At 66.2% G+C, this 18,850-nt stretch carries 14 protein-coding genes; 8 read left to right on the plus strand and 6 right to left on the minus strand.

The features are described 5' to 3' along the window. Window positions 1-15: 15 nt before the first annotated feature. The 3 genes from V6F88_RS24385 to V6F88_RS24395 are packed head-to-tail and all read left to right on the plus strand — an operon-like array spanning window position 16 to window position 3,613. Window positions 16-1,056, plus strand: coding sequence for a branched-chain amino acid ABC transporter permease (locus tag V6F88_RS24385; RefSeq protein ID WP_332612797.1), 1,041 nt, complete (start codon window positions 16-18; stop codon window positions 1,054-1,056). Then, a complete protein-coding gene (locus V6F88_RS24390) occupies window positions 1,053-2,846 on the plus strand; it encodes a branched-chain amino acid ABC transporter ATP-binding protein/permease (protein ID WP_332612798.1) in 1,794 nt (597 codons plus the stop codon). Before V6F88_RS24385 ends, V6F88_RS24390 begins: the two co-directional genes overlap by 4 nt. Next, window positions 2,846-3,613, plus strand: coding sequence for an ABC transporter ATP-binding protein (locus V6F88_RS24395; RefSeq protein WP_332612799.1), 768 nt, complete (start codon window positions 2,846-2,848; stop codon window positions 3,611-3,613). Before V6F88_RS24390 ends, V6F88_RS24395 begins: the two co-directional genes overlap by 1 nt. Here V6F88_RS24395 and V6F88_RS24400 read toward each other — a convergent pair. Next, window positions 3,610-4,545 (minus strand): glycosyltransferase family 2 protein, encoded by a 936-nt coding sequence (locus V6F88_RS24400; protein ID WP_332612800.1) that lies wholly within the window; start codon window positions 4,543-4,545, stop codon window positions 3,610-3,612. The two genes, V6F88_RS24395 and V6F88_RS24400, sit on opposite strands and share 4 nt — an antisense overlap. Window positions 4,546-4,801: 256 nt before the next feature. Here V6F88_RS24400 and V6F88_RS24405 point away from each other — a divergent pair, with 256 nt between their 5' ends. Next, entirely contained in the window at window positions 4,802-5,809 is a 1,008-nt protein-coding gene (locus tag V6F88_RS24405; protein WP_332612801.1) for a LysR family transcriptional regulator, read from the plus strand. 56 nt (window positions 5,810-5,865) lie between these two features. Here the strand turns inward: V6F88_RS24405 and V6F88_RS24410 are convergent, their stop codons facing one another. The 4 genes from V6F88_RS24410 to V6F88_RS24425 all read right to left on the minus strand — a co-directional run bounded on the left by V6F88_RS24410 (window position 5,866) and on the right by V6F88_RS24425 (window position 8,615). Further along, on the minus strand, window positions 5,866-5,994 hold the full coding sequence (locus V6F88_RS24410; RefSeq protein ID WP_006226408.1) for a hypothetical protein: 129 nt from the start codon (window positions 5,992-5,994) through the stop codon (window positions 5,866-5,868). Window positions 5,995-6,201: 207 nt separating this feature from the next. Next, window positions 6,202-7,167, minus strand: a complete 966-nt coding sequence (locus V6F88_RS24415; protein ID WP_332612803.1) for a sugar kinase — start codon at window positions 7,165-7,167, stop codon at window positions 6,202-6,204. Then, entirely contained in the window at window positions 7,160-7,807 is a 648-nt protein-coding gene (locus V6F88_RS24420; RefSeq protein ID WP_332612804.1) for a bifunctional 4-hydroxy-2-oxoglutarate aldolase/2-dehydro-3-deoxy-phosphogluconate aldolase, read from the minus strand. Before V6F88_RS24420 ends, V6F88_RS24415 begins: the two co-directional genes overlap by 8 nt. A 22-nt stretch (window positions 7,808-7,829) precedes the next feature. After that, a complete protein-coding gene (locus tag V6F88_RS24425; protein WP_332612805.1) occupies window positions 7,830-8,615 on the minus strand; it encodes an IclR family transcriptional regulator in 786 nt (261 codons plus the stop codon). Window positions 8,616-8,907: 292 nt separating this feature from the next. On the opposite strand from V6F88_RS24425, the gene uvrA reads away from it, so the two are divergent. From uvrA to V6F88_RS24440, 3 genes are all read left to right on the plus strand, one after another. Continuing rightward, complete coding sequence (gene uvrA, locus V6F88_RS24430) at window positions 8,908-14,679, plus strand: excinuclease ABC subunit UvrA (protein WP_332612807.1); 5,772 nt, start codon at window positions 8,908-8,910, stop codon at window positions 14,677-14,679. A gap of 5 nt (window positions 14,680-14,684) precedes the next feature. After that, window positions 14,685-15,851 (plus strand): aminodeoxychorismate synthase component I, encoded by a 1,167-nt coding sequence (locus V6F88_RS24435; protein ID WP_332612808.1) that lies wholly within the window; start codon window positions 14,685-14,687, stop codon window positions 15,849-15,851. 76 nt (window positions 15,852-15,927) lie between these two features. Beyond that, window positions 15,928-16,563: an aminotransferase class IV family protein gene (locus tag V6F88_RS24440; RefSeq protein WP_332612809.1), complete on the plus strand. Its 636-nt coding sequence runs from the start codon at window positions 15,928-15,930 to the stop codon at window positions 16,561-16,563. Here the strand turns inward: V6F88_RS24440 and V6F88_RS24445 are convergent. Beyond that, a complete protein-coding gene (locus V6F88_RS24445; RefSeq protein ID WP_332612810.1) occupies window positions 16,544-17,476 on the minus strand; it encodes a LysR family transcriptional regulator in 933 nt (310 codons plus the stop codon). The genes V6F88_RS24440 and V6F88_RS24445 overlap by 20 nt on opposite strands. A gap of 135 nt (window positions 17,477-17,611) precedes the next feature. Here V6F88_RS24445 and V6F88_RS24450 point away from each other — a divergent pair, with 135 nt between their 5' ends. Then, the gene (locus tag V6F88_RS24450) at window positions 17,612-18,850 is read left to right on the plus strand and encodes an aromatic ring-hydroxylating dioxygenase subunit alpha (protein ID WP_332612811.1); all 1,239 of its coding nucleotides are present in this window, start codon (window positions 17,612-17,614) and stop codon (window positions 18,848-18,850) included.

Raw genomic sequence — 18,850 nt, forward strand, 5'->3', positions numbered from 1 at the left:
CCTGGACCTTTTCGCATGAATGCTCAGATCGCCTTGATACTCGGGCAGGACGGCATCACCAACGGCGCTATCTATGCGTTGTTGGCGTTGTCGATCCTGCTGGTTTTTACCGTTACCCGCGTGCTGTTCATCCCCCAGGGCGAGTTTGTCGCCTTTGGCGCGCTGACCATGGCGGCCATCCAGGCCGGCAAGCCCGTGCTGCTGGTGTGGCTGCTGCTGGCCTTTGCGCTGGCCGAAGCCGTGGCCGACCTGATGGCGCGGGCCAAGCGCCCGGGCCGCTCGCGTGGGCTTTGGCGCATCGGGGCCAAGGCGATCTACCCGCTGATCCTGGCGGGGCTGTTGTACCAACTGCCGCTGGCGCAGCTGCCGATGGCCGTGCAGGCGCTGTTGACCCTGCTGCTGGTGGTGCCGATGGGGCCGCAGCTGTATCGGCTGTTCTATCAGCCAATTGCCTCGGCGTCCACGCTGGTGCTGCTGATCGTGTCCATTGCCGTGCACCTGGCGCTGGTGGGCCTGGGCCTGCTGGCGTTCGGCGCCGAGGGCGCGCGCACCGCGCCGTTTTCCGACGCCAGCCTGGCGCTGGGCCCCATCAACGTCAACAGCCAGGCGCTCTGGGTGGTGGCGGTGTCGGTGGTGCTGATCGTGGTGCTGTACCAGTTCTTTGAACGGTCGATGTACGGCAAGGCGCTGCGCGCCGCGGCGTTCAACCGGCTGGGCGCGCGGCTGATGGGCATTTCACCCGTCTTCGCCGGCCGCGCCACCTTCTTTCTTGCCGCGCTGATCGGCACGGTGTCGGGGATTCTCATCGCCCCCATCACCACCATGTATTTCGATTCCGGCTTCATGGTCAGCCTGAAGGGCTTCGTGGGCGCCATCATCGGCGGCCTGGTCAGCTACCCCTTGGCGGCGGCCGGCGCGGTGCTGGTTGGGTTGATCGAAGCGTTCTCGTCGTTCTGGGCCAGCGCGTACAAGGAAATCATCGTATTCACGCTGATCATTCCCGTGCTGCTCTGGCGCTCGTTGAAAAGCCATCACGTCGAGGAAGAAGACGAATGAACCCCCGCATCATCCTCGTCGCGTTCCTGGCGCTGCTGGCGCTGGGGCCGCTGGCCCTGCCGCCGTTCTATATCACGCTGCTGAACTACATCGGCCTGTACGCGCTGGTGGCGCTGGGCCTGGTGCTGCTGACCGGCGTGGGCGGCCTGACCAGCTTCGGCCAGGCCGCCTTCGTGGGCGTGGGCGCCTACACCACGGCGCTGTTGACCACGCGCGCCGACTCCCTGCCGTCGTGGCTCGCCTGGCTGGGCGCCTCGCCCTGGCTGACGCTGCTGGCCGGCCTGTTGCTGACGCTGGTCATCGCCTACCTGCTGGGCGCGATCACGCTGAAGCTGTCTGGCCACTTCCTGCCGCTGGGTACCATCGCCTGGGGCCTGTCGCTGTACTTTGCGTTCGGCTCGGTGGAAGGGTTGGGCGGCCATACCGGCATCCCGGACATCCCGGCCATCAACCTGTTCGGCTGGACGCTGAACCAGGGCGGCAACATCTATTACCTGATCTGGGCGTTTCTGATGGTGGCCGTCTGGTCCACGCAGAACCTGCTGGATTCGCGCGAAGGCCGCGCCATCCGCGCGCTGAAAGGGGGCCGCGTCATGGCCGAATCCATGGGCGTGAACACGGCGCGCTCGCGCATGGTGATCTTCATCATCGCGGCGTTGCAAGCCTGCGCGTCCGGCTGGCTGTACGCGCACATGCAGCGCTTCGTGAACCCGAATCCGTTCGGACTGCAAATGGGTATCGAATACCTGTTCATGACGGTGATCGGCGGCGCGGGCCAGGTCTGGGGCGCGTTGGTGGGCGCCGGCGTGTTCACGGTGGCCAAGCAATGGTTGCAAGACTGGTTGCCCAAGGTACTGGGGCAGACGGGCAACTTTGAAGTCATCGTGTTCGGCTTCGGCATGGTGCTGTTGCTGCACCGCGCACGCAGCGGCCTGTGGCCGGTGCTGACGCGCTGGGTCCGCGTGAAGAAAGCGGTGCGCCGCGTGGACATGAACGCCGAGCCCCTGCCGCGCAAGCCCATGCCGGCGCGCGGCGAGGTGGTGCTGAAAGCGGTGGACGTGACGCGCAAGTTCGGCGGCCTGGTCGCCAACAATGCCATGAACCTGGAGATACGCGCCGGTGAGATCCTGGCGCTGATCGGCCCCAACGGCGCCGGCAAGAGCACGATGTTCAACCAGATTTCGGGCGTGGACACGCCCACCTCGGGCCAGGTCACGCTGCTGGGGCAATCGGTGGCGGGCGCCGGTGCGCGCAATATTGCACGCCTGGGCCTGTCGCGCACGTTCCAGCATGTGCGCCTGCTGGGCCGCATGAGCGTGCTGGAAAACGTGGCCATCGGCGCGCATCTGCGCGGCCATCGTGGCGTGCTCCCGGCTGCCTGGCGCCTGGACCGGGCCGAGGAAGCGCGCCTGCTGGCCGAGGCCGCGCGGCAGGTCGAACGCGTGGGGCTGGGCAAGCACCTGCACGACGAAGCTGGATCGCTGGCTTTGGGGCAGCAGCGCATTCTTGAAATCGCGCGGGCGCTGGCGTCGGACCCTTGCATCCTGCTGCTGGACGAGCCGGCCGCCGGGCTGCGCTATCAGGAAAAATGCGAACTGGCCGAGCTGCTGAAGAAGCTGCGTTCGGAAGGCATGGCCATCTTGCTGGTCGAGCACGACATGGACTTCGTGATGGGCTTGGTGGATCGCGTTGTGGTCATGGACTTCGGCGAAAAAATCGCCGAGGGTCTGCCGGCCGAGATCCAGCACAACCCCGCGGTGCTTGAAGCCTATCTGGGCGGAGTGGAATGATGAGCACGAATCTGCTGGAAGTGCGCGACTTGCGCGTGGCGTACGACAAGGTCGAAGCGGTGTCGGGCGTGAGCCTGACGGTGGGCGAAGGCCAGATCGTGACCGTGATCGGGCCCAACGGCGCGGGCAAGACCACCTTGCTGTCGGCCATCATGGGCGTGCTGCCCTGCACGGGCCAGATCGTGTTAGGCGGGAAGCAGCAAGCGCACGCCGAGATCGAGGAAATGGTGGCGGCCGGCATGAACCTGGTGCCCGAAAAGCGCGAGCTGTTTTCTGAAATGACGGTGCACGACAACCTGATGCTGGGTGGTTTCCACCGTTTTCGCACAGGCTTGCGCGACCAGGACAAGACGCTGGCCGAGGTCTACGAGCTGTTCCCGCGCCTGAAGGAACGCCATGCGCAACTGGCCGGCACGCTGTCGGGCGGTGAACGCCAGATGCTGGCCGTGGGACGCGCGTTGATGGCCAAGCCGCGCCTGCTGATGCTGGACGAACCCAGCCTGGGGCTGGCGCCGCGCATCGTGCGTGAAGTATTCAAGATCGTGGCGCGGCTGCGCGAGATGGGCGTGTCGATCCTGCTGATCGAACAGAACGCCCGCGCGGCGCTGCAAGTGGCCGACTACGCCTACGTGCTGGAAACGGGCGCCGTCACGCTGGAAGGCCCTGCCGCAGAGGTTGCGGTGGACCCGCGCGTGGTCGAGGTGTATCTGGGCCTGGGGCATGGCGCAACCGCGCCTGTCGTGCCCGCCGCCCCCACGGCGGCCTAGGCCACGCCGCGGCGCCGGTCCCGCCGGTACAGGGCATAGCCCACCGGCCACATCGCCGCCACCATGAAGGTCGCCATGGGGTTGGTCAGGCGATAGGCGCCCACTGCCGTGGGCACGCCGGAATGCTTCAGGTGCAGCCGAAAGCGCGTGTAGCGCGCGGCCGCCATGATGAATTCGCGCGGCCGGTAGCGAAAGAATTCCAGGTGATGTTGCAGCATGTCCCAGGCCAGCAGGTACAGGCCCTGGGCGTTGTTGCTGACTGACACCGCGCCCTGGGACAAGCCGCCCGGGGTGTCGTGGTACGTGCGCACCACGCGGTTGATGAAGCGGCTGAGATAGCCCGCGCGCGCAATCGCCCACCACACCAGGCTTTCCGGCACGAAGCCGGCCACGTCTTCAGGGAAGGGATATTTGCGCAGGATGTCGGTGCGCATACAGCCGAACTTCTCGCCCTTGATGCGATAGCGGAAGTACACGTCCACGGCGGTGCTGTCGAACACGTCTTGCGGATAGCGGTCGCCGACGATGCTGCCATTGGGCCGCGCGCACAGCCCCGTCACCGCCACATAGGAATCGCGGCGCGCGGGCGGGATGGCGTCCCAGGCTTCCTTGAAGATGGCCAGCGCATCGGGCGGCATTTCGTCGTCGCTGTCCAGTCCGACGATCATCTGGCCGTGGGCCTCGCGCACGCCCCGATTGAAGGCGGTTTTCTTGTGCTGGTTGTTCTGCCAGATGTAGCGGATGGGAAAATCCGCGCGCGTCTGCCAGTCCAGGATGGATTCGTGGGTGTTGTCGGTGGAGCCGTCGTCCACCACCACCCATTCGAAGTCCCTGAATGTCTGCCGGGAAAGAGATTCGTACACCCGGTGCAGCGTACCCGCCCGGTTGTAGGTGGGCGTCAGAACGGTGAAAAACGTTGGTGTATCGGTCATGCCTGCTATGCCCCTTTGCGATCTCCGTGCCACCGCTGCGGTCTTGGTCTGTCTGTTTTCGCCTGAAGTGTAGGGGATATGCCAACGTGAACCGATGCCACGGCATTCAAATTTGCAATCAAATCTGTCAACCCATGCGCTTTTTAGGCAATATCGCGCGGTTGTGGCGCGGCGTTGGCGGATTTATCGCGATCTTTTGACCAAGCGCTGCCATGCGCGCTTGGCGTAAACTCGTGCGGCCAAATCCGGAACGCCTATGGAAGCTTCGACCGTCCAGCTCAATGACATTGCCTTGTTTGTAGAGGTCGCCAAGCGCAAGAGCTTCAGCATGGCCGCGCGCGCGCTGGACATGCCCACCTCCACGCTGTCGCGGCGCATCAACGAACTGGAACGCGCGATCGGCTTGCGGCTGATCAACCGCAACACCCGGCGGCTGGACCTGACCGAAGCAGGCGCCGCCTATATGCGCCGCTGCCAGGGCCTGATCGACGAAGCCCGGCTGGCGCACGAGCAGCTGCTGTCGCTATCCGGCGGCCCGTCGGGCAACCTGCGGGTGTCGATGCCGTACAGCCTGGCCATGTGGCTGCTGCCGGAAACCATCAAGGACTTCACCGACCAGTACCCCGACGTCGAATGCGAATTCGACCTGAGCATGATGACGGCGTCCGACGCGCAAGGCACGCCGTTCGACGTGGTGCTGCGGTTTGGCCGCGATGGGGATATTTCGCCGACGACGCTTGATTCCGGCAACGGCAATGGCAACGGCACCGGCGGCGACGCGGGGCGTCCGGTGGGCGCCGTGGTGCAGGAACTGGTGTCCCTGGACAACTACCTGTACGCGTCCGAGCGCTACCTGCAACGCCATGGCGAACCCAGGACACCGCGGGAATTGACGCAACACCAGTGCCTGCGCACCACGATCGACGACGCGCATTCGTACTGGACGCTGCACGACGGCACGGTCAGTGAAGTGGTGCCGGTCAGCGGGCATCTGGCGGCCAACAACATGAGCATCGCGGGCACGCTTGCCGGCCTGGACCTGGCGATCACGCGCATGCCGAACTGCCTGGCGCTGGACCCGATCATCAAGCGCAATTCGCTACGCCGCGTGCTGCCGGGCTGGTCGGTGGACCCGATCTCGATCTACGCGGTGTACCCGTCAAGCATTCAACCAGCCAAGACGCGCGCGTTCATGGACTTCATCAAGCCCAAGCTTGGCCCTGCGCCTGCATCGGACCTTACCGCTGCATCGGACCCTACATAAAAAAATCCCCGCAAGGCACGAAGCCCTGCGGGGATTTTTCAGATCCAGAACGTCGATTAGACGCGCTTGATCTTTTCCAGCATCTTGAAAACACCCTTGGGCGACTTGACGAACAAGCGCTTGAAGGCCTTGCCCAGGCAACGGCGTTCCAGGGTGTTACGACGCACGCGTTTGCGTTCAGCCATGTTGATTCTCCTGTTGAATTTGCGGAAAAAAAGTCACCGCACAACCGGGGATCAGGCTGGCGGAAAAAATTCGGATAACTTGGCATTTTAGCCTGAAATTTCCGGCCCGCGCCAATGGTGGATGTTTGGGGCACGTTGGGACGCGACGAGATCCGTCCCCGAATCAGCCCAAACCGCATCAACCGCCTTCGCCCGTGCTACCGCCCCTCAGGCTTGCCGCACCGCCGCCGCGCCCTGCCCCGCCAGCGACGCCAGGCGTTCCCGAACCTGTTCGGCGCGCGGCAGCGGGTCCACCGCGCCATAGCCCAGCGTGGACAATGCAGCCGCCGCGTTGGCATAGCGCACCGCCTCTTCCCAACTATCGCCCTGGCAGCGGCGTGCCAGCAGGCTGCCGGCAAAGCAGTCGCCCGCCCCGGTGGCGTCCACGGCGTCCACGCGCAGGGCGGCCATCGGCGTGCGGGTCTTGCCGTCGTCGATGATGGAGCCGTCCTTGCCCAGTTTCAGCACGACCACGCCGCTCGCGCCGCCGTCGCGGATCCAGTCCAGCGTGCGTTCGGGGTCGTCATTGCCCGTCAGGTGCTGCATGTCGTCCATGCTGGGCAGGAACAGATCGGCCTGCCGCATCGTTTCGCGCAGGATGGCGCGGGCGCGATCCACGGGCCACAGACGCAGGCGCAAGTTCGAATCCAGGCTGATCTGGGTGCCCGCCGCCCTGGCCCGTTGCATGGCCGCAAATACCGTGTCGCAGGCGCTGGTGCTGATCGCCATGCTGATGCCCGACACATGCAGGAAGCGGCTGCGTTCGATCAGCCCGCTGTCCAGCAGGGCCGGCGTCATCTGACTGGCGGCCGAGCCCCGGCGCAGGTAGCTGAACGCATGGCCGTCGGGGCCGTGCTGCACGAAATACAGGCCGGTGTGCGCGTCGTCGTCATGCTGCACGCCGGACGTGTCCACGCCTTCCGCCTGCCACAGGTCCAGGAACTGCGCGCCGAAGGCGTCGTTGCCCACCCGGGTCAGATAGGCGCAGCGCGCGCCTTGCCGGGCCGCCGCGATGGCCGCGTTGGAGGTATCGCCGCCAAAGCCTTGCAGGTATTGAAGCTGGCCCTTGTGGGTCTGGTTCAGTTCGATCAGCGGTTCGCCCAGCGCGACGATATCGAAGTCGAAGTCAGCCATGGGAAGCCTCCAGGGTGCGGGTGATCTGTGCCACCAGCGCGGCCGTATCGCGCGCGGCGAAGGCCGCCTTGTCATACAGGTTGCTGCCAATGCCGACCAGGCCGGCGCCGGCCGCGAAATACGTGCCCATGTTTTCCTGCGTGACGCCGCCCGTGGGGCAGAAGATGGTGTCGGGAAACACGGATTTCAGTGCGGCCAGATGCTTGGGGCCGCCCGTGTCGGCCGGAAAAACCTTCACCACGTCTACGCCCGCGCGCCGCGCCGCCAACACTTCGGTGGGGGTGAAGGCGCCCAACAGGCACAGGGCGTCAGCCGCATGGGCCATGTCGACAATATCGGTGGCCAGGCCCGGCGACACCAGGAAATCGGCGCCCGCCACCAGCGCTTCGCGCGCCTGGGTGTCATCCAGCACGGTGCCTACGCCCAACAGCAGGCTGGGGCCGTGCTTGTCACGCAGCGCGCGCACCAGGTCGGTCACGCCGGGAATCGTCCAGGTCAATTCCAGGGTGCGGCAACCGGCCGCCACCGCCACTTCGGCGGCATAGGCGGCGGTGGCGGCGTCGGTATAGCGCAGCACGGGCACGACCCGGGCCGCCAGCAAGGCGGATAGCTTGGACGCGAGGGGAGCGGATGCGGTCATGGGATTCCTCTAAGGCTGACGGTCAGGCGCCGCCGGTGGACACCGGCAACACGGCAAGTTTGGCCACGGCGGCATCGCGCAGCCGGAGCAAGGGGTCGATATAAGCGGATTGCGGGTCGTCTTGGCGCCGGAACAGCAGGGTGCTGACGCTGACGCCCGCCACCGGCCGGCCGGACGCGTCGCACAGCGCCACGCCATAGCAGACGATACCGGCTTCGTTTTCTTCGTCGTCCATGGCGTAGCCCCGGCCTCGCGCTTCGTCCAGCACGGCGCGCAGCGCCGGCAGGCTGGTGACGGTGCCCGGCATGCGCGCCGGCAGGGGCAGGCCGCGCAGCAACTGTTCGCGGGCACCCTCGTCCAGCGCGGCCAGATAGGCCTTGCCCACCGCGCTGGAATGCAGCGCCACGGACGCGCCCACGCGCGAGACCATGCGAACGGGCCCCGGGCTTTCCAGTTTGTCGATATAGATCATTTCGTGGCCCGCCGGCACGGCCAGGTGAACCGTTTCGCCGGTGGCATCGCGCAGGGCTTGCAGGTCGGGCGCCAGTGCGGCGCGCAGGTCAAACCGCGACCACGCCCGGCTGGCCAGCGACATCAGCCGCGTGCCCAGCCGATAGGCGCCGCCCGTTTCGGCCACCATGCCCTGCTCGGCCAGCGCGGCCACGATGCGGTAGACGGTGGGACGGGGATAACCGCAAACGCGCGCCAGCGCGGCGGCCGTGGGCGGCTCGGGCGCGTCGGCAACGGCTTGCAGCACGGCCATGAATTTCCCGAACGCGGCAGCGCCCGCGACCTTGGTTTCCGACAAGAACGTCCCCAGATAAGACGAATGCGCCGTTCTTGGACGGCACATGGAACGGCGTAGACCTTCAACTTAGAAATTCGAAGAAGTCCTAAGAACGCCACAGATTCGAAATGCAGGCAGCGCGGATTTCAGACGAATCTGCGATACTGTTTATTTGTACAGCTAGACCGCCTGGCGGTGTCCATAATGTGGGCAGCCGCATCACAATATAGGCAATTATTCCATATCGCCGCGCTTGGAACCAGCGATGGGTTATCGCTCGGGCAGGCGGCTTCCTCAGGCTACGATACCGTCCATGAGCTCCCAAATCCGCATCGTTGGCGCACGCCAGAACAACCTTAAAAACCTGGACCTGACCCTCGCCACCGGCGAATTGGTCGTTGTGACCGGCGTGTCGGGGTCCGGCAAAAGTTCGCTGGCTTTCGACACCCTGTACGCCGAGGGCCAACGGCGCTACGTGGAAACCTTCTCGCCCTACGCGCGCCAGTTCCTGGACCGCATGGACAAGCCCCAGGTAGACCGCATCGAAGGCATCCTGCCCGCCATCGCCATCGACCAGACCAACCCGGTGCGCAGCTCGCGCAGCACGGTCGGCACGATGACCGAACTGAACGATCACCTGAAGCTGCTGTTTGCGCGCGGCGCGCGGCTGTACTGCCGGGGCTGCGGCAAGCTGGTCCGCCGCGACACGCCCGAATCCGTCTATCACTCGCTGGCCGAACGCGCCGCCGTTGCCGGCGACCCGCGCCTGGTGGTGACCTTTCCCATTGCCGTGCCCGCCAACTTCACCGAAGACGAAGTGCGCGGCTTTCTTGAGCAGCAGGGCTACACCCGCGTGCACGCCGAAGAAACGGCCGTACCGCGCGCCACCGTGGCCAAGCCGGCCAAAGGCGCCAAGAAGGGCAAGGCCACCAAGGACGCCGGCGAAGAACGCCGCATCCTGCACGTTATCCAAGACCGTTTCCGCTTCGCCGGCACCGAACGCGAACGCGTGATGGAAGCGCTGGACACGGCGCTGCGCATGGGCGCCGGGCATTTGGCCGTCTACGTCATGAACGCCGAGGGCCAGAACGCGGACATCTGGAAATACAGCGACCGCCTGCACTGCGCCGACTGCAACATCGAATACACCGACCCGCTGCCCAGCAGCTTTTCGTTCAATTCCCCGCTGGGCGCCTGCGAGGCGTGCCGCGGCTTTGGCCGCGTGATCGGCATCGACTTCGGCCTGGTCATCCCCGACGAAAACAAGACGCTGATGGAAGGCGCCATCAAGCCGTGGACCACGCCGTCCTACAAGGAATGCCAGGACGAACTGCAAAAGTACGCCCCGCGCGCGGGCGTGCCGCTGGGCGTGCCCTGGAAAAGCCTTAGCGAAGAACACAAGCGCTGGGTGCTGTACGGCACGCCCGACTGGAAGGGCGGCAACGATGCCTGGAAGCACCAGTGGTACGGCGTGCAGCGCTTTTTCGACTGGCTGGAAACCAAGGCGTACAAGATGCACGTGCGCGTGCTGCTGTCCAAGTACCGCAGCTACACGCCCTGCCCCACCTGCAACGGCGCGCGCCTGAAACCGGATGCGCTGCTGTGGCGCCTGGGCACCAAGGAAGAGGCCGACACCGTGCTGCCGCCCGAAGACGGCCGCTATCAGCGCTTCATGCCGGTCGGGGCCAATTGGTCGCGCGATCAGCTCAACAACATCGGCGGCCTGTCGATTCATGACGTGATGCTGCTGCCCATCGAACGGGTACGGCGCTTCTTTGACGGGCTGTCGTTCTCGGGCGCCCTGGATGCAGCCACCGACCTGCTCATGACCGAGGTGCGCGCACGCCTGAAGTTCCTGTGCGACGTGGGCCTGGGCTACCTGACGCTGGACCGCCAGAGCCGCACGCTGTCCGGCGGCGAAGTGCAGCGCATCAACCTGACCACCGCGCTGGGCACGTCGCTGGTGAACACGCTGTTCGTGCTGGACGAGCCGTCCATCGGCCTGCACCCGCGCGACATGCACCGCGTGGTCGAAGTCATGCACCGGCTGCGCAACGCCGGCAACACGCTGGTAGTGGTGGAACATGACCCGCAAGTCATGGTGGCGGCCGATCGCATCATCGACATCGGCCCCGGCCCGGGCGAACGCGGCGGCTACATCGTGTTTGACGGCACGCCCAAGCAGCTGCGCGCGGCCGACACGCTGACGGGCAACTACCTGGGCGGACGCCAGCGCGTGGAAGCGCCGCGCCCCATGCCGGTGGCGGCAAACACGCCGCGCCTGCTGCTGGAAGGCGTCAACGCGCACAACCTGAAAAACGTGTCCGTCGAACTGCCGCTGGGCCGGCTGGTCTGCGTGACCGGCGTGTCCGGCTCAGGCAAGTCCACGCTGGTGCAAGACGTGCTGTACCCCGCGCTGCTCAAGCAGAAGGGCAAGCCGTCGGAAACGCCCGGCGCGTTCGACCGCCTGTTGGGCGCCGAGCAGATCGCCGACGTGGTCATGGTGGACCAGACGCCCATCGGCAAGACGGCGCGCTCCAACCCCGCCAGCTACGTGGGCGCGTTCGACGCCATCCGCAAGCTGTTTGCCCAGGCCCCGCTGGCGCGCGAACGCGCCTACACGGCCGGCACGTTCAGCTTCAACGGTGGCGACGGCCGCTGCCCCACCTGCGGCGGCACCGGCTTCGAACACGTCGAAATGCAGTTCCTGTCCGACGTCTACCTGCGTTGCCCCGACTGCGACGGCAAGCGCTTCCGCCCCGAAGTGCTGGAAGTGCGCGTCGAGCACCTGGGCAAAAGCGCGTCCATCGACGAAGTGCTGGCCATGACGGTCAGCGAAGCGCTGGACTTCTTCAAGGGCCTGCGCGACGTGCAGACCGGCCTGGCGCCGCTGGCCGACGTGGGCCTGGAATACGTGCGGCTGGGGCAACCCGTGCCCACGCTGTCCGGTGGCGAGGCGCAGCGCCTGAAGCTGGCCGGCCACCTGGCCGAGGCCGCGCGCAGCGGCATTTCCACGGCCAAGGTCGCCAAGAAGGGCAGCCTGTTCCTGTTCGACGAGCCCACCACCGGCCTGCACTTTGACGACGTCGCGCGGCTGATGCGCGCGTTCCGCAAGCTGCTGGCCGCCGGCCACACGCTGCTGGTCATCGAACACAATCTGGACGTGATCCGCGCGGCCGACTGGCTGATCGACCTGGGCCCCGAAGGCGGCGACGCCGGCGGCCTGCTGATCGGCGTGGGCACCCCGCAAGACCTGATGGACAACCCCAAGTCGCACACCGGCGCGGCGCTGCGTGACTACGAAGTCAGCATCCTGCCGGCCGACGTGGTGGTCACCAGCGACATCGACGCGCAGGAAGTCGAACAAGCCGGCCTGACCGCCCGCATCGCCGAGCCCGCCGCCGTCTACAACGGCGCCGGCGAAGGCACGCCGTTGCAGTCGGTGATGCGCGCGCGCCGCCAAGGCAACATGGCCATCGAGATCCGCAACGCGCGCGAGCACAACCTGAAGAACATCAGCGTTGAAATCCCGCACGACAAATTCACCGTGATCACGGGCGTGTCGGGCTCGGGCAAGTCAACGCTGGCATTCGACATCCTGTTCAACGAAGGCCAGCGCCGCTACCTGGAATCGCTGAACGCCTACGCGCGCGCCATCGTGCAGCCGGCCGGCAAGCCCGACGTGGACGCCATCTTCGGCATTCCGCCCACCGTCGCCATCGAACAGCGCACCAGCCGTGGCGGCCGCAAGTCCACCGTGGCCACGATGACGGAAATCCACCATTTCCTGCGCCTGCTCTATGTGAAGCTGGGCACGCAGTACTGCCCGGATTGCAACGTGGCCGTTGAACCGCAGAATACGGACCAGATCGTGGCCCGGCTGCTGCGCGACCACAAGGGCGTGCACATCGGGCTGCTGGCCCCGCTGGTCACCGCGCGCAAGGGCTATTACACGGACCTGGCCAAGTGGGCCGGTTCGAAGGGCCATTCACATCTGCGCGTGGACGGCGAGTTCATCCCCGTGGCCCCGTGGCCCCGCCTGGACCGCTACAAGGAACACACTATCGAGCTGCCCGTGGCGGACGTGGTGGTGGACCCGGCCAACGAGGCCGACCTGCGCGCCGCCGTTAAAAGCGCGCTGGAAAACGGCCAGGGCGTGATGTCGGTGGTGTGGCCGGTGAACAAGCTGCACGAAGCGCTGAACAGCGAATTGCAGCAGCAGCATTTTTCAGTCAAGCGCGCGTGCCCGTCCTGCGGCACCAGCTTCCCGGAACCCGATCCGCGCCTGTTCTCGTACAACTCCAAGCACGGCTGGTGCACGGGCTGCTACGGCACGGGCCTGCAATTGCAGGGCTTTGACGAAGAGCAGACGGGCGAGGAAACCGCCTGGAACGCCTGGTACGAAGGCGAGGCCAAGGCGTGCACGCAGTGCGACGGGCAACGCCTGAACCGCGTGGCGCGCGCCGTGCGCTGGCGCGACAAGTCCATTGCCGAACTGGCGTCGCTACCGGTGTCGGACGCGCACACCTTCTTTACCGGACTGGTGGCGCGTGGACGCGAAGGCGAGATCGCCCGCGACATCCTGACCGAGATCCGTGGCCGCCTGAACTTCATGCAGGAAGTGGGCCTGAACTACCTGGCGCTGGACCGCGCCGCGCCCACGCTGTCCGGCGGCGAAGCGCAGCGCATCCGTCTGGCCGCGCAGCTGGGTTCCAACCTGCAAGGCGTTTGCTATGTGCTGGACGAGCCCACCATCGGCCTGCACCCGCGCGACAACCGCATCCTGCTGGACGCGCTGGCGCGCCTGGAAGGCAACGGCAACACGCTGGTGGTCGTGGAACATGACGACGACACCATCCGCCGCGCCTCGCACGTGATCGACATCGGGCCGGGCGCGGGCATCCGTGGCGGCCGGGTCGTGGCGCAAGGCACCGTGGAAGACGTCATGAACGCGCCGGAATCCATCACCGGCCGCTACCTGAAGACGCCGCTGGCGCATCCGTTGCAAGGCCGCCGTCCGGTCGAGGCCGACACGCCCATGATCGAAATCCGCGGCGCGCGCCTGCATAACCTGCGCAGCGTGGACGCCAAGATTCCGGTGGGCCGTTTGAGCGTCGTGACCGGGGTGTCCGGTTCAGGCAAGTCCACGCTGGCGCGCGAAGTGCTGCTGGATAACCTGACGCAAGCCGTGTCGCAGGGCAAGGCCCCGGGCTGGGCGGGCTGCGAAAGCATCAAGGGCTGGGAAGCCATCGACCGCGTGCTGGAAGTGGACCAGACCCCCATCGGCAAGACGCCGCGCTCGTGCCCGGCCACGTATGTGGGCTTCTGGGACGACGTGCGCAAGCAGTTCGCCGACACCCGCGAAGCCCGCATGCGCGGTTGGACGGCGGCGCGCTTCTCGTTCAACACCGGCGATGGCCGCTGCCCCATCTGCGAAGGCCAGGGCATGCGCACCATTGAAATGAACTTCCTGCCCGACGTCAAAGTGCCGTGCGACGCCTGCAACGGCGCGCGCTTCAACAGCGACACGCTCAGCGTGCAGATGCGCGGCAAGAACGCCGGCGAGCTGCTGTCCATGGAAGTAGACGACGCCATCGGCTACTTCGCCGCGCACCCGAAGATCCATCGCCCGCTGCAATTGATGCAGGACGTGGGCCTGGGTTACCTGACGCTGGGCCAGCCGTCGCCCACGCTGTCGGGCGGCGAGGCGCAGCGCATCAAGCTGGTGACCGAGCTATCCAAGGCGCGCCTGACCGACGGGCTGATCAAGACCGGCCGCGCATCCCGCATCCCGCACACGCTGTACGTGCTGGACGAGCCCACGGTGGGCCTGTCGATGGCCGACGTTGAAAAGTTGATCCACGTGCTGCATCGCCTGGTGGAAGCCGGCAATACGGTGGTGGTGATCGAGCATAATCTGGACGTCATCGCCGAAGCCGACTGGCTGCTGGACCTGGGCCCCGAAGGCGGCACGGGCGGCGGGCAGCTGGTTGCCGAAGGCTCGCCGGAACATGTGATGACCCTGGCCGACCATTCCCACACGGGACGCGTCCTGACGGAATTCCTGGCTCATCAACATCCGTAGCAAGCATGCATTGTCGTTTTGAAGACCGGCTGGCCGGTCGCGCGCTGAAGTTCGAGGGCTTTTGCTCGCGAATTGAGGCGCGCAGCGCCGCCCAGGTCGGCCCCGCGCTGGCCGCCATCGAGGCCGCGCGGCAACAGGACCGCTGGGTGGCCCTGTTGCTGGACTACGAATTGGGCGAATGGCTGCTGCCCGAAGCCACGCGGGCGGCGCCGGCCGGCTCTTGGACCCCCCCGCAAGACGACGGCCGCCCGCGCCTGACCGCGCTGGTGTTCGAACGCAAGGTGGACGAAGCGCCGTGGGACGCACCCGACGCGGCCAGCGCCGACGCGGCCAGCGCCACGGCGACAAGCGTCGAGGCGGCTATCAGCCTGCCCGCGCCGCGCATGACCCAAGCCGACTACGTGCGCCAGGTCAACGCCATTCGGGGCCTGATCGAAGACGGCGAGCTCTACCAGGTCAACTACACCCAGCCGCTGGACGTGCAGCTCCAGGGGGATGCGGCCAGGCTTTACCGGCGCATCGCCGCCCGCAACCCGGTCGCCCACGCCGCCTTCATCCAGGACGGCGCGCGCACGGTGCTGTCGTTTTCGCCCGAGCTTTTTGTACGGCGAGACGGCGCGCGGCTGACGACCCGCCCCATGAAGGGCACCGCGCCACGCCATGCCGATGCCGGGGAAGACACGCGGCTGGGGCAGGGCCTGCTGGCCAGCGAGAAAAACCGCGCCGAAAACCTGATGATCGTGGACCTGCTGCGCAACGACCTGGGCCGCCTGGCCCAGCCGGGCTCGGTCAAGGTCGATGCGTTGTTTTCGCTGGAGCGCTATCCCACCGTCTGGACCATGACGTCCACCGTGTCGGCACAGGCGCCCGACGCCACCCTGGAAGACGTGCTGCGCGCGCTATTCCCCTGCGGTTCGATTACCGGCGCCCCCAAGGTCGCGGCCATGCGCCGCATCCGCCAGATGGAAACGGGCCCGCGCGGGCTGTATTGCGGCAGCGTGGGCTGGCTGGCGCCGGATGGGGATTTTTCGTTGAACGTGGCGATCCGCACCCTGGTGCTGGATGACGCCGGCCACGGCGTCTACAGCGTGGGCGGCGGCATCGTGCACGATTCGGACCCCGCCGAGGAATGGCAGGAGTGCCATTGGAAAGCCCGGATCCTGCGCGTTTGACGCCGCGCTGGAACTTCCGGTGACGGCGGTAGTAGCATAGAGCCCGGCCACACCCGCGAACTACCAGGAGCGTCCCATGCAACCCGAATTGATCGAGACCATCCTGGTTGATGCCGAACAGCGCGTGCCCTTGCTGGACCGCCACCTGAAGCGGCTGGAGGCATCCTGCAAGGACCTGGGCTACGCCTGGGCCGGGCGGCGCGCCGTGGAAGGCGACATCATGATCGCCGCCACCAGCCTGGTGACCCCGGGCGCGCATCGGCTGCGCCTGCTGGTGGCCCGCGACGGCAGCCGCCAGATCCAGACCGCCATGCTGCCGCCGCTGCCCGCCGTGCAGGAAGTGATGCTGGCGCCCGAAACGCTGCGCTCGACCGAGCCGCTGTTGCGCTACAAAACCACGCACCGCCCCTGGTACACCAAGACCATCGAATGGCTGCCGGCGCATCCGCACATCTTTGACCTGCTCTATCTGAATGAACGCGGCGAACTGTGCGAAGGCAGCCGCAGCAACGTGTACCTGCGCCTGGACGGCCGCTGGTACACGCCACCGGTGGACAGCGGCTGCCTGCCCGGCGTGCAACGCGGCGAACTGCTGGACACGGCCAACGTGCGCGAACGCGTGCTGACGCTGGCCGACCTGCATGCCGCCGACGAAATCCGGCTGTCGAATGCGTTGCGCGGCTGGTTCAACGTCACGCTGCGGGAAGCCTGACCCGCCCGTCCGGGTCCGCGAACTGCTCTACCACCACCTGCCGCAGCCACTGATTGGCGGGATCACGATGGTTGCGCGCGTGCCAGAACACATTGATGACCGATTCCGGAATCTTTACCGGACAGGGCGCCGTCGCCAGCCCGAAGGGAGCACAGGCGCAATCGGCAAAGCGCTGCGGCACCACCGCGATCATGTCCGTGGCCTGCAACACCGGCCCCACCGCAATGAAGTGCGGCACCGTCAGCCGCAAGCGGCGCTGGATGCCGGCGCGCGCGATCACCTCGTCCACCACGCCATGCCCCGTGCCCTCGGACACGATGGCCACATGCTCGGCCGCGCGGAATTGCCTGGCTGACACGCCCGAATGCGCCAGCGGATGGTCGCGCCGAAAAATGCACACATAGGGCTGGCTGAACAGCTTGCGTTGGAAAAAACCGCTTTGCAGGCCGGGCAAAAAACCCATCGCCACATCGATGCGGCCGCGCTCCATTTCGTCGCGCACGTCAATCGACGTGGTGCGCACCGTGCGGATGGTGACGCCCGGCGCAGCGGCGTCCAGCGCCCGCATCAGGCGCGGCAGGAAATAGGTTTCACCCACATCGTTCACGCCGATCACAAAGGCCCGTTCGCTGCGCGCCGGGTCGAACAAGGCGCGCGCGTTCAGCGTGCCATGCAGCGCGGCCAGCGCGTCCGCGATGGGCTGGGCCAGCGACTCGGCGTAGGGCGTGGGCACCATGCCGCGCGACGTGCGCAGGAACAGCTCATCGCCCAGCAGCTTGCGCAGACGGGTCAGCGCGTTGCTGACGCCCGGCTGCGAGATACCCAGGCTGTGCGCGGCGGCAGACACCCGGCCATGCCTGTGCAGTTCGTTGAAGACCACCAGCAGGTTCAGGTCCACGTCTTTGAGGTTCATGCGCTTGTCTCCACCAATATTGATTCTGGTGATGCGTTCTATTGAGCAGATTCTATTTATTTATTTCTGCGCGTGGCGGAAGATGAAGCGATAAAAGCTGCGACAAACGCCGCGACAAAGACCCGGAGACAAATCATGCCCCTCGGCCCCGCCTGGGCGGACGACGGTTCCCACCGTATTCCGTTTGGCGTCTACACCGACGCCGCGCTCCACCAGCGTGAACTGGAACGTTTTTTCTACCAGGCGCACTGGTGCTATGTCGGCCTGGAAGCCGAAATCCCCAACCCCGGCGACTTCAAGCGCACCGCCGTCGGCGAACGATCCGTCATCCTGCTGCGCGACAACGACGGCCAGGTCCGCGTGGTGGAAAACGTATGCGCCCACCGTGGCGTGCAGTTCTGCCGCGAACGTTCCGGCAACCGCAGCGAATTCGTCTGCCCGTACCACCAATGGAACTACGACCTGCAAGGCAACCTGATCGGTGTGCCCTTTCGGCGCGGCGTCAAGCAGGACGGCAAGGTCAACGGCGGCATGCCGCCCGACTTCAACACGGAAGAGCACGGCCTGACCAAGCTGGCGGTGGCCTGTCGCAACGGCGTGGTGTTCGCCTCGTTCGACCACGACGCCGAACCGCTGGAAGACTATCTGGGCCCCGACATCCTGCATTACTTCGACCGCGTGTTCGACGGCCGCCGGCTGGTCATCCACGGCTACAGCCGCCAACGCATACCCGGCAACTGGAAGCTGATGCAGGAAAACATCAAGGACCCCTATCATCCGGGCCTGCTGCACACCTGGTTCGTCACCTTTGGCCTGTGGCGCGCCGACAACCGGTCCGAATTGAAGATGGATCGCCATTTCCGCCACGCCGCCATGATTTCCACGCGCGGCCAGGGCGGCAAGGGCAGCGTGACCAGCGGCGTGTCCAGCTTCAAGGAACAGATGTCGCTGAACGACGATCGCTTCCTGGACATCGTGCCGGAGCCCTGGTGGAACGGCCCCACCGCCGTGCTGATGACCCTGTTTCCCAGCGTGATCATCCAGCAGCAGGTCAATTCGCTGTCCACCCGCCACATCCAGCCCGTGGGCCACGACGCCTTCGACTTTGTCTGGACGTACTTCGGCTTTGCCGACGACACGCCCGAGATGACGCAGCGGCGGCTGCGCCAGGCAAACCTGTTTGGCCCGGCCGGCTTCGTGTCGGCGGACGACGGCGAAGTGATCGAATTTTCGCAATCGGGTTTTCAACAGAAGCCGTGGCACCGCAGCGTGGCGGAACTGGGCGGCAAGACGGCCGAGAACACCGACCACATGGTGACGGAAACGCTGATACGCGGCATGTACGCGTATTGGCGCCGCGTGATGGAGGCATGA

It is taken from the genome of Achromobacter sp. ESBL13 (assembly GCF_036668755.1).
Taxonomy (GTDB): Bacteria; Pseudomonadota; Gammaproteobacteria; order Burkholderiales; family Burkholderiaceae_B; genus Achromobacter.

What these genes read in the sequence shown, in the direction of transcription:
- V6F88_RS24405 (WP_332612801.1), top strand. Translation starts at nt 4,802, where the DNA reads ATGGAAGCTTCGACCGTCCAGCTCAATGACATTGCCTTGTTTGTAGAG.
- V6F88_RS24440 (WP_332612809.1), top strand. Translation starts at nt 15,928, where the DNA reads ATGCAACCCGAATTGATCGAGACCATCCTGGTTGATGCCGAACAGCGC.
- V6F88_RS24410 (WP_006226408.1), bottom strand. Translation starts at nt 5,994, where the DNA reads ATGGCTGAACGCAAACGCGTGCGTCGTAACACCCTGGAACGCCGTTGC.
- V6F88_RS24390 (WP_332612798.1), top strand. Translation starts at nt 1,053, where the DNA reads ATGAACCCCCGCATCATCCTCGTCGCGTTCCTGGCGCTGCTGGCGCTG.
- V6F88_RS24415 (WP_332612803.1), bottom strand. Translation starts at nt 7,167, where the DNA reads ATGGCTGACTTCGACTTCGATATCGTCGCGCTGGGCGAACCGCTGATC.
- V6F88_RS24450 (WP_332612811.1), top strand. Translation starts at nt 17,612, where the DNA reads ATGCCCCTCGGCCCCGCCTGGGCGGACGACGGTTCCCACCGTATTCCG.
- V6F88_RS24420 (WP_332612804.1), bottom strand. Translation starts at nt 7,807, where the DNA reads ATGACCGCATCCGCTCCCCTCGCGTCCAAGCTATCCGCCTTGCTGGCG.
- V6F88_RS24395 (WP_332612799.1), top strand. Translation starts at nt 2,846, where the DNA reads ATGAGCACGAATCTGCTGGAAGTGCGCGACTTGCGCGTGGCGTACGAC.
- V6F88_RS24385 (WP_332612797.1), top strand. Translation starts at nt 16, where the DNA reads ATGAATGCTCAGATCGCCTTGATACTCGGGCAGGACGGCATCACCAAC.
- V6F88_RS24435 (WP_332612808.1), top strand. Translation starts at nt 14,685, where the DNA reads ATGCATTGTCGTTTTGAAGACCGGCTGGCCGGTCGCGCGCTGAAGTTC.
- uvrA (WP_332612807.1), top strand. Translation starts at nt 8,908, where the DNA reads ATGAGCTCCCAAATCCGCATCGTTGGCGCACGCCAGAACAACCTTAAA.
- V6F88_RS24445 (WP_332612810.1), bottom strand. Translation starts at nt 17,476, where the DNA reads ATGAACCTCAAAGACGTGGACCTGAACCTGCTGGTGGTCTTCAACGAA.
- V6F88_RS24400 (WP_332612800.1), bottom strand. Translation starts at nt 4,545, where the DNA reads ATGACCGATACACCAACGTTTTTCACCGTTCTGACGCCCACCTACAAC.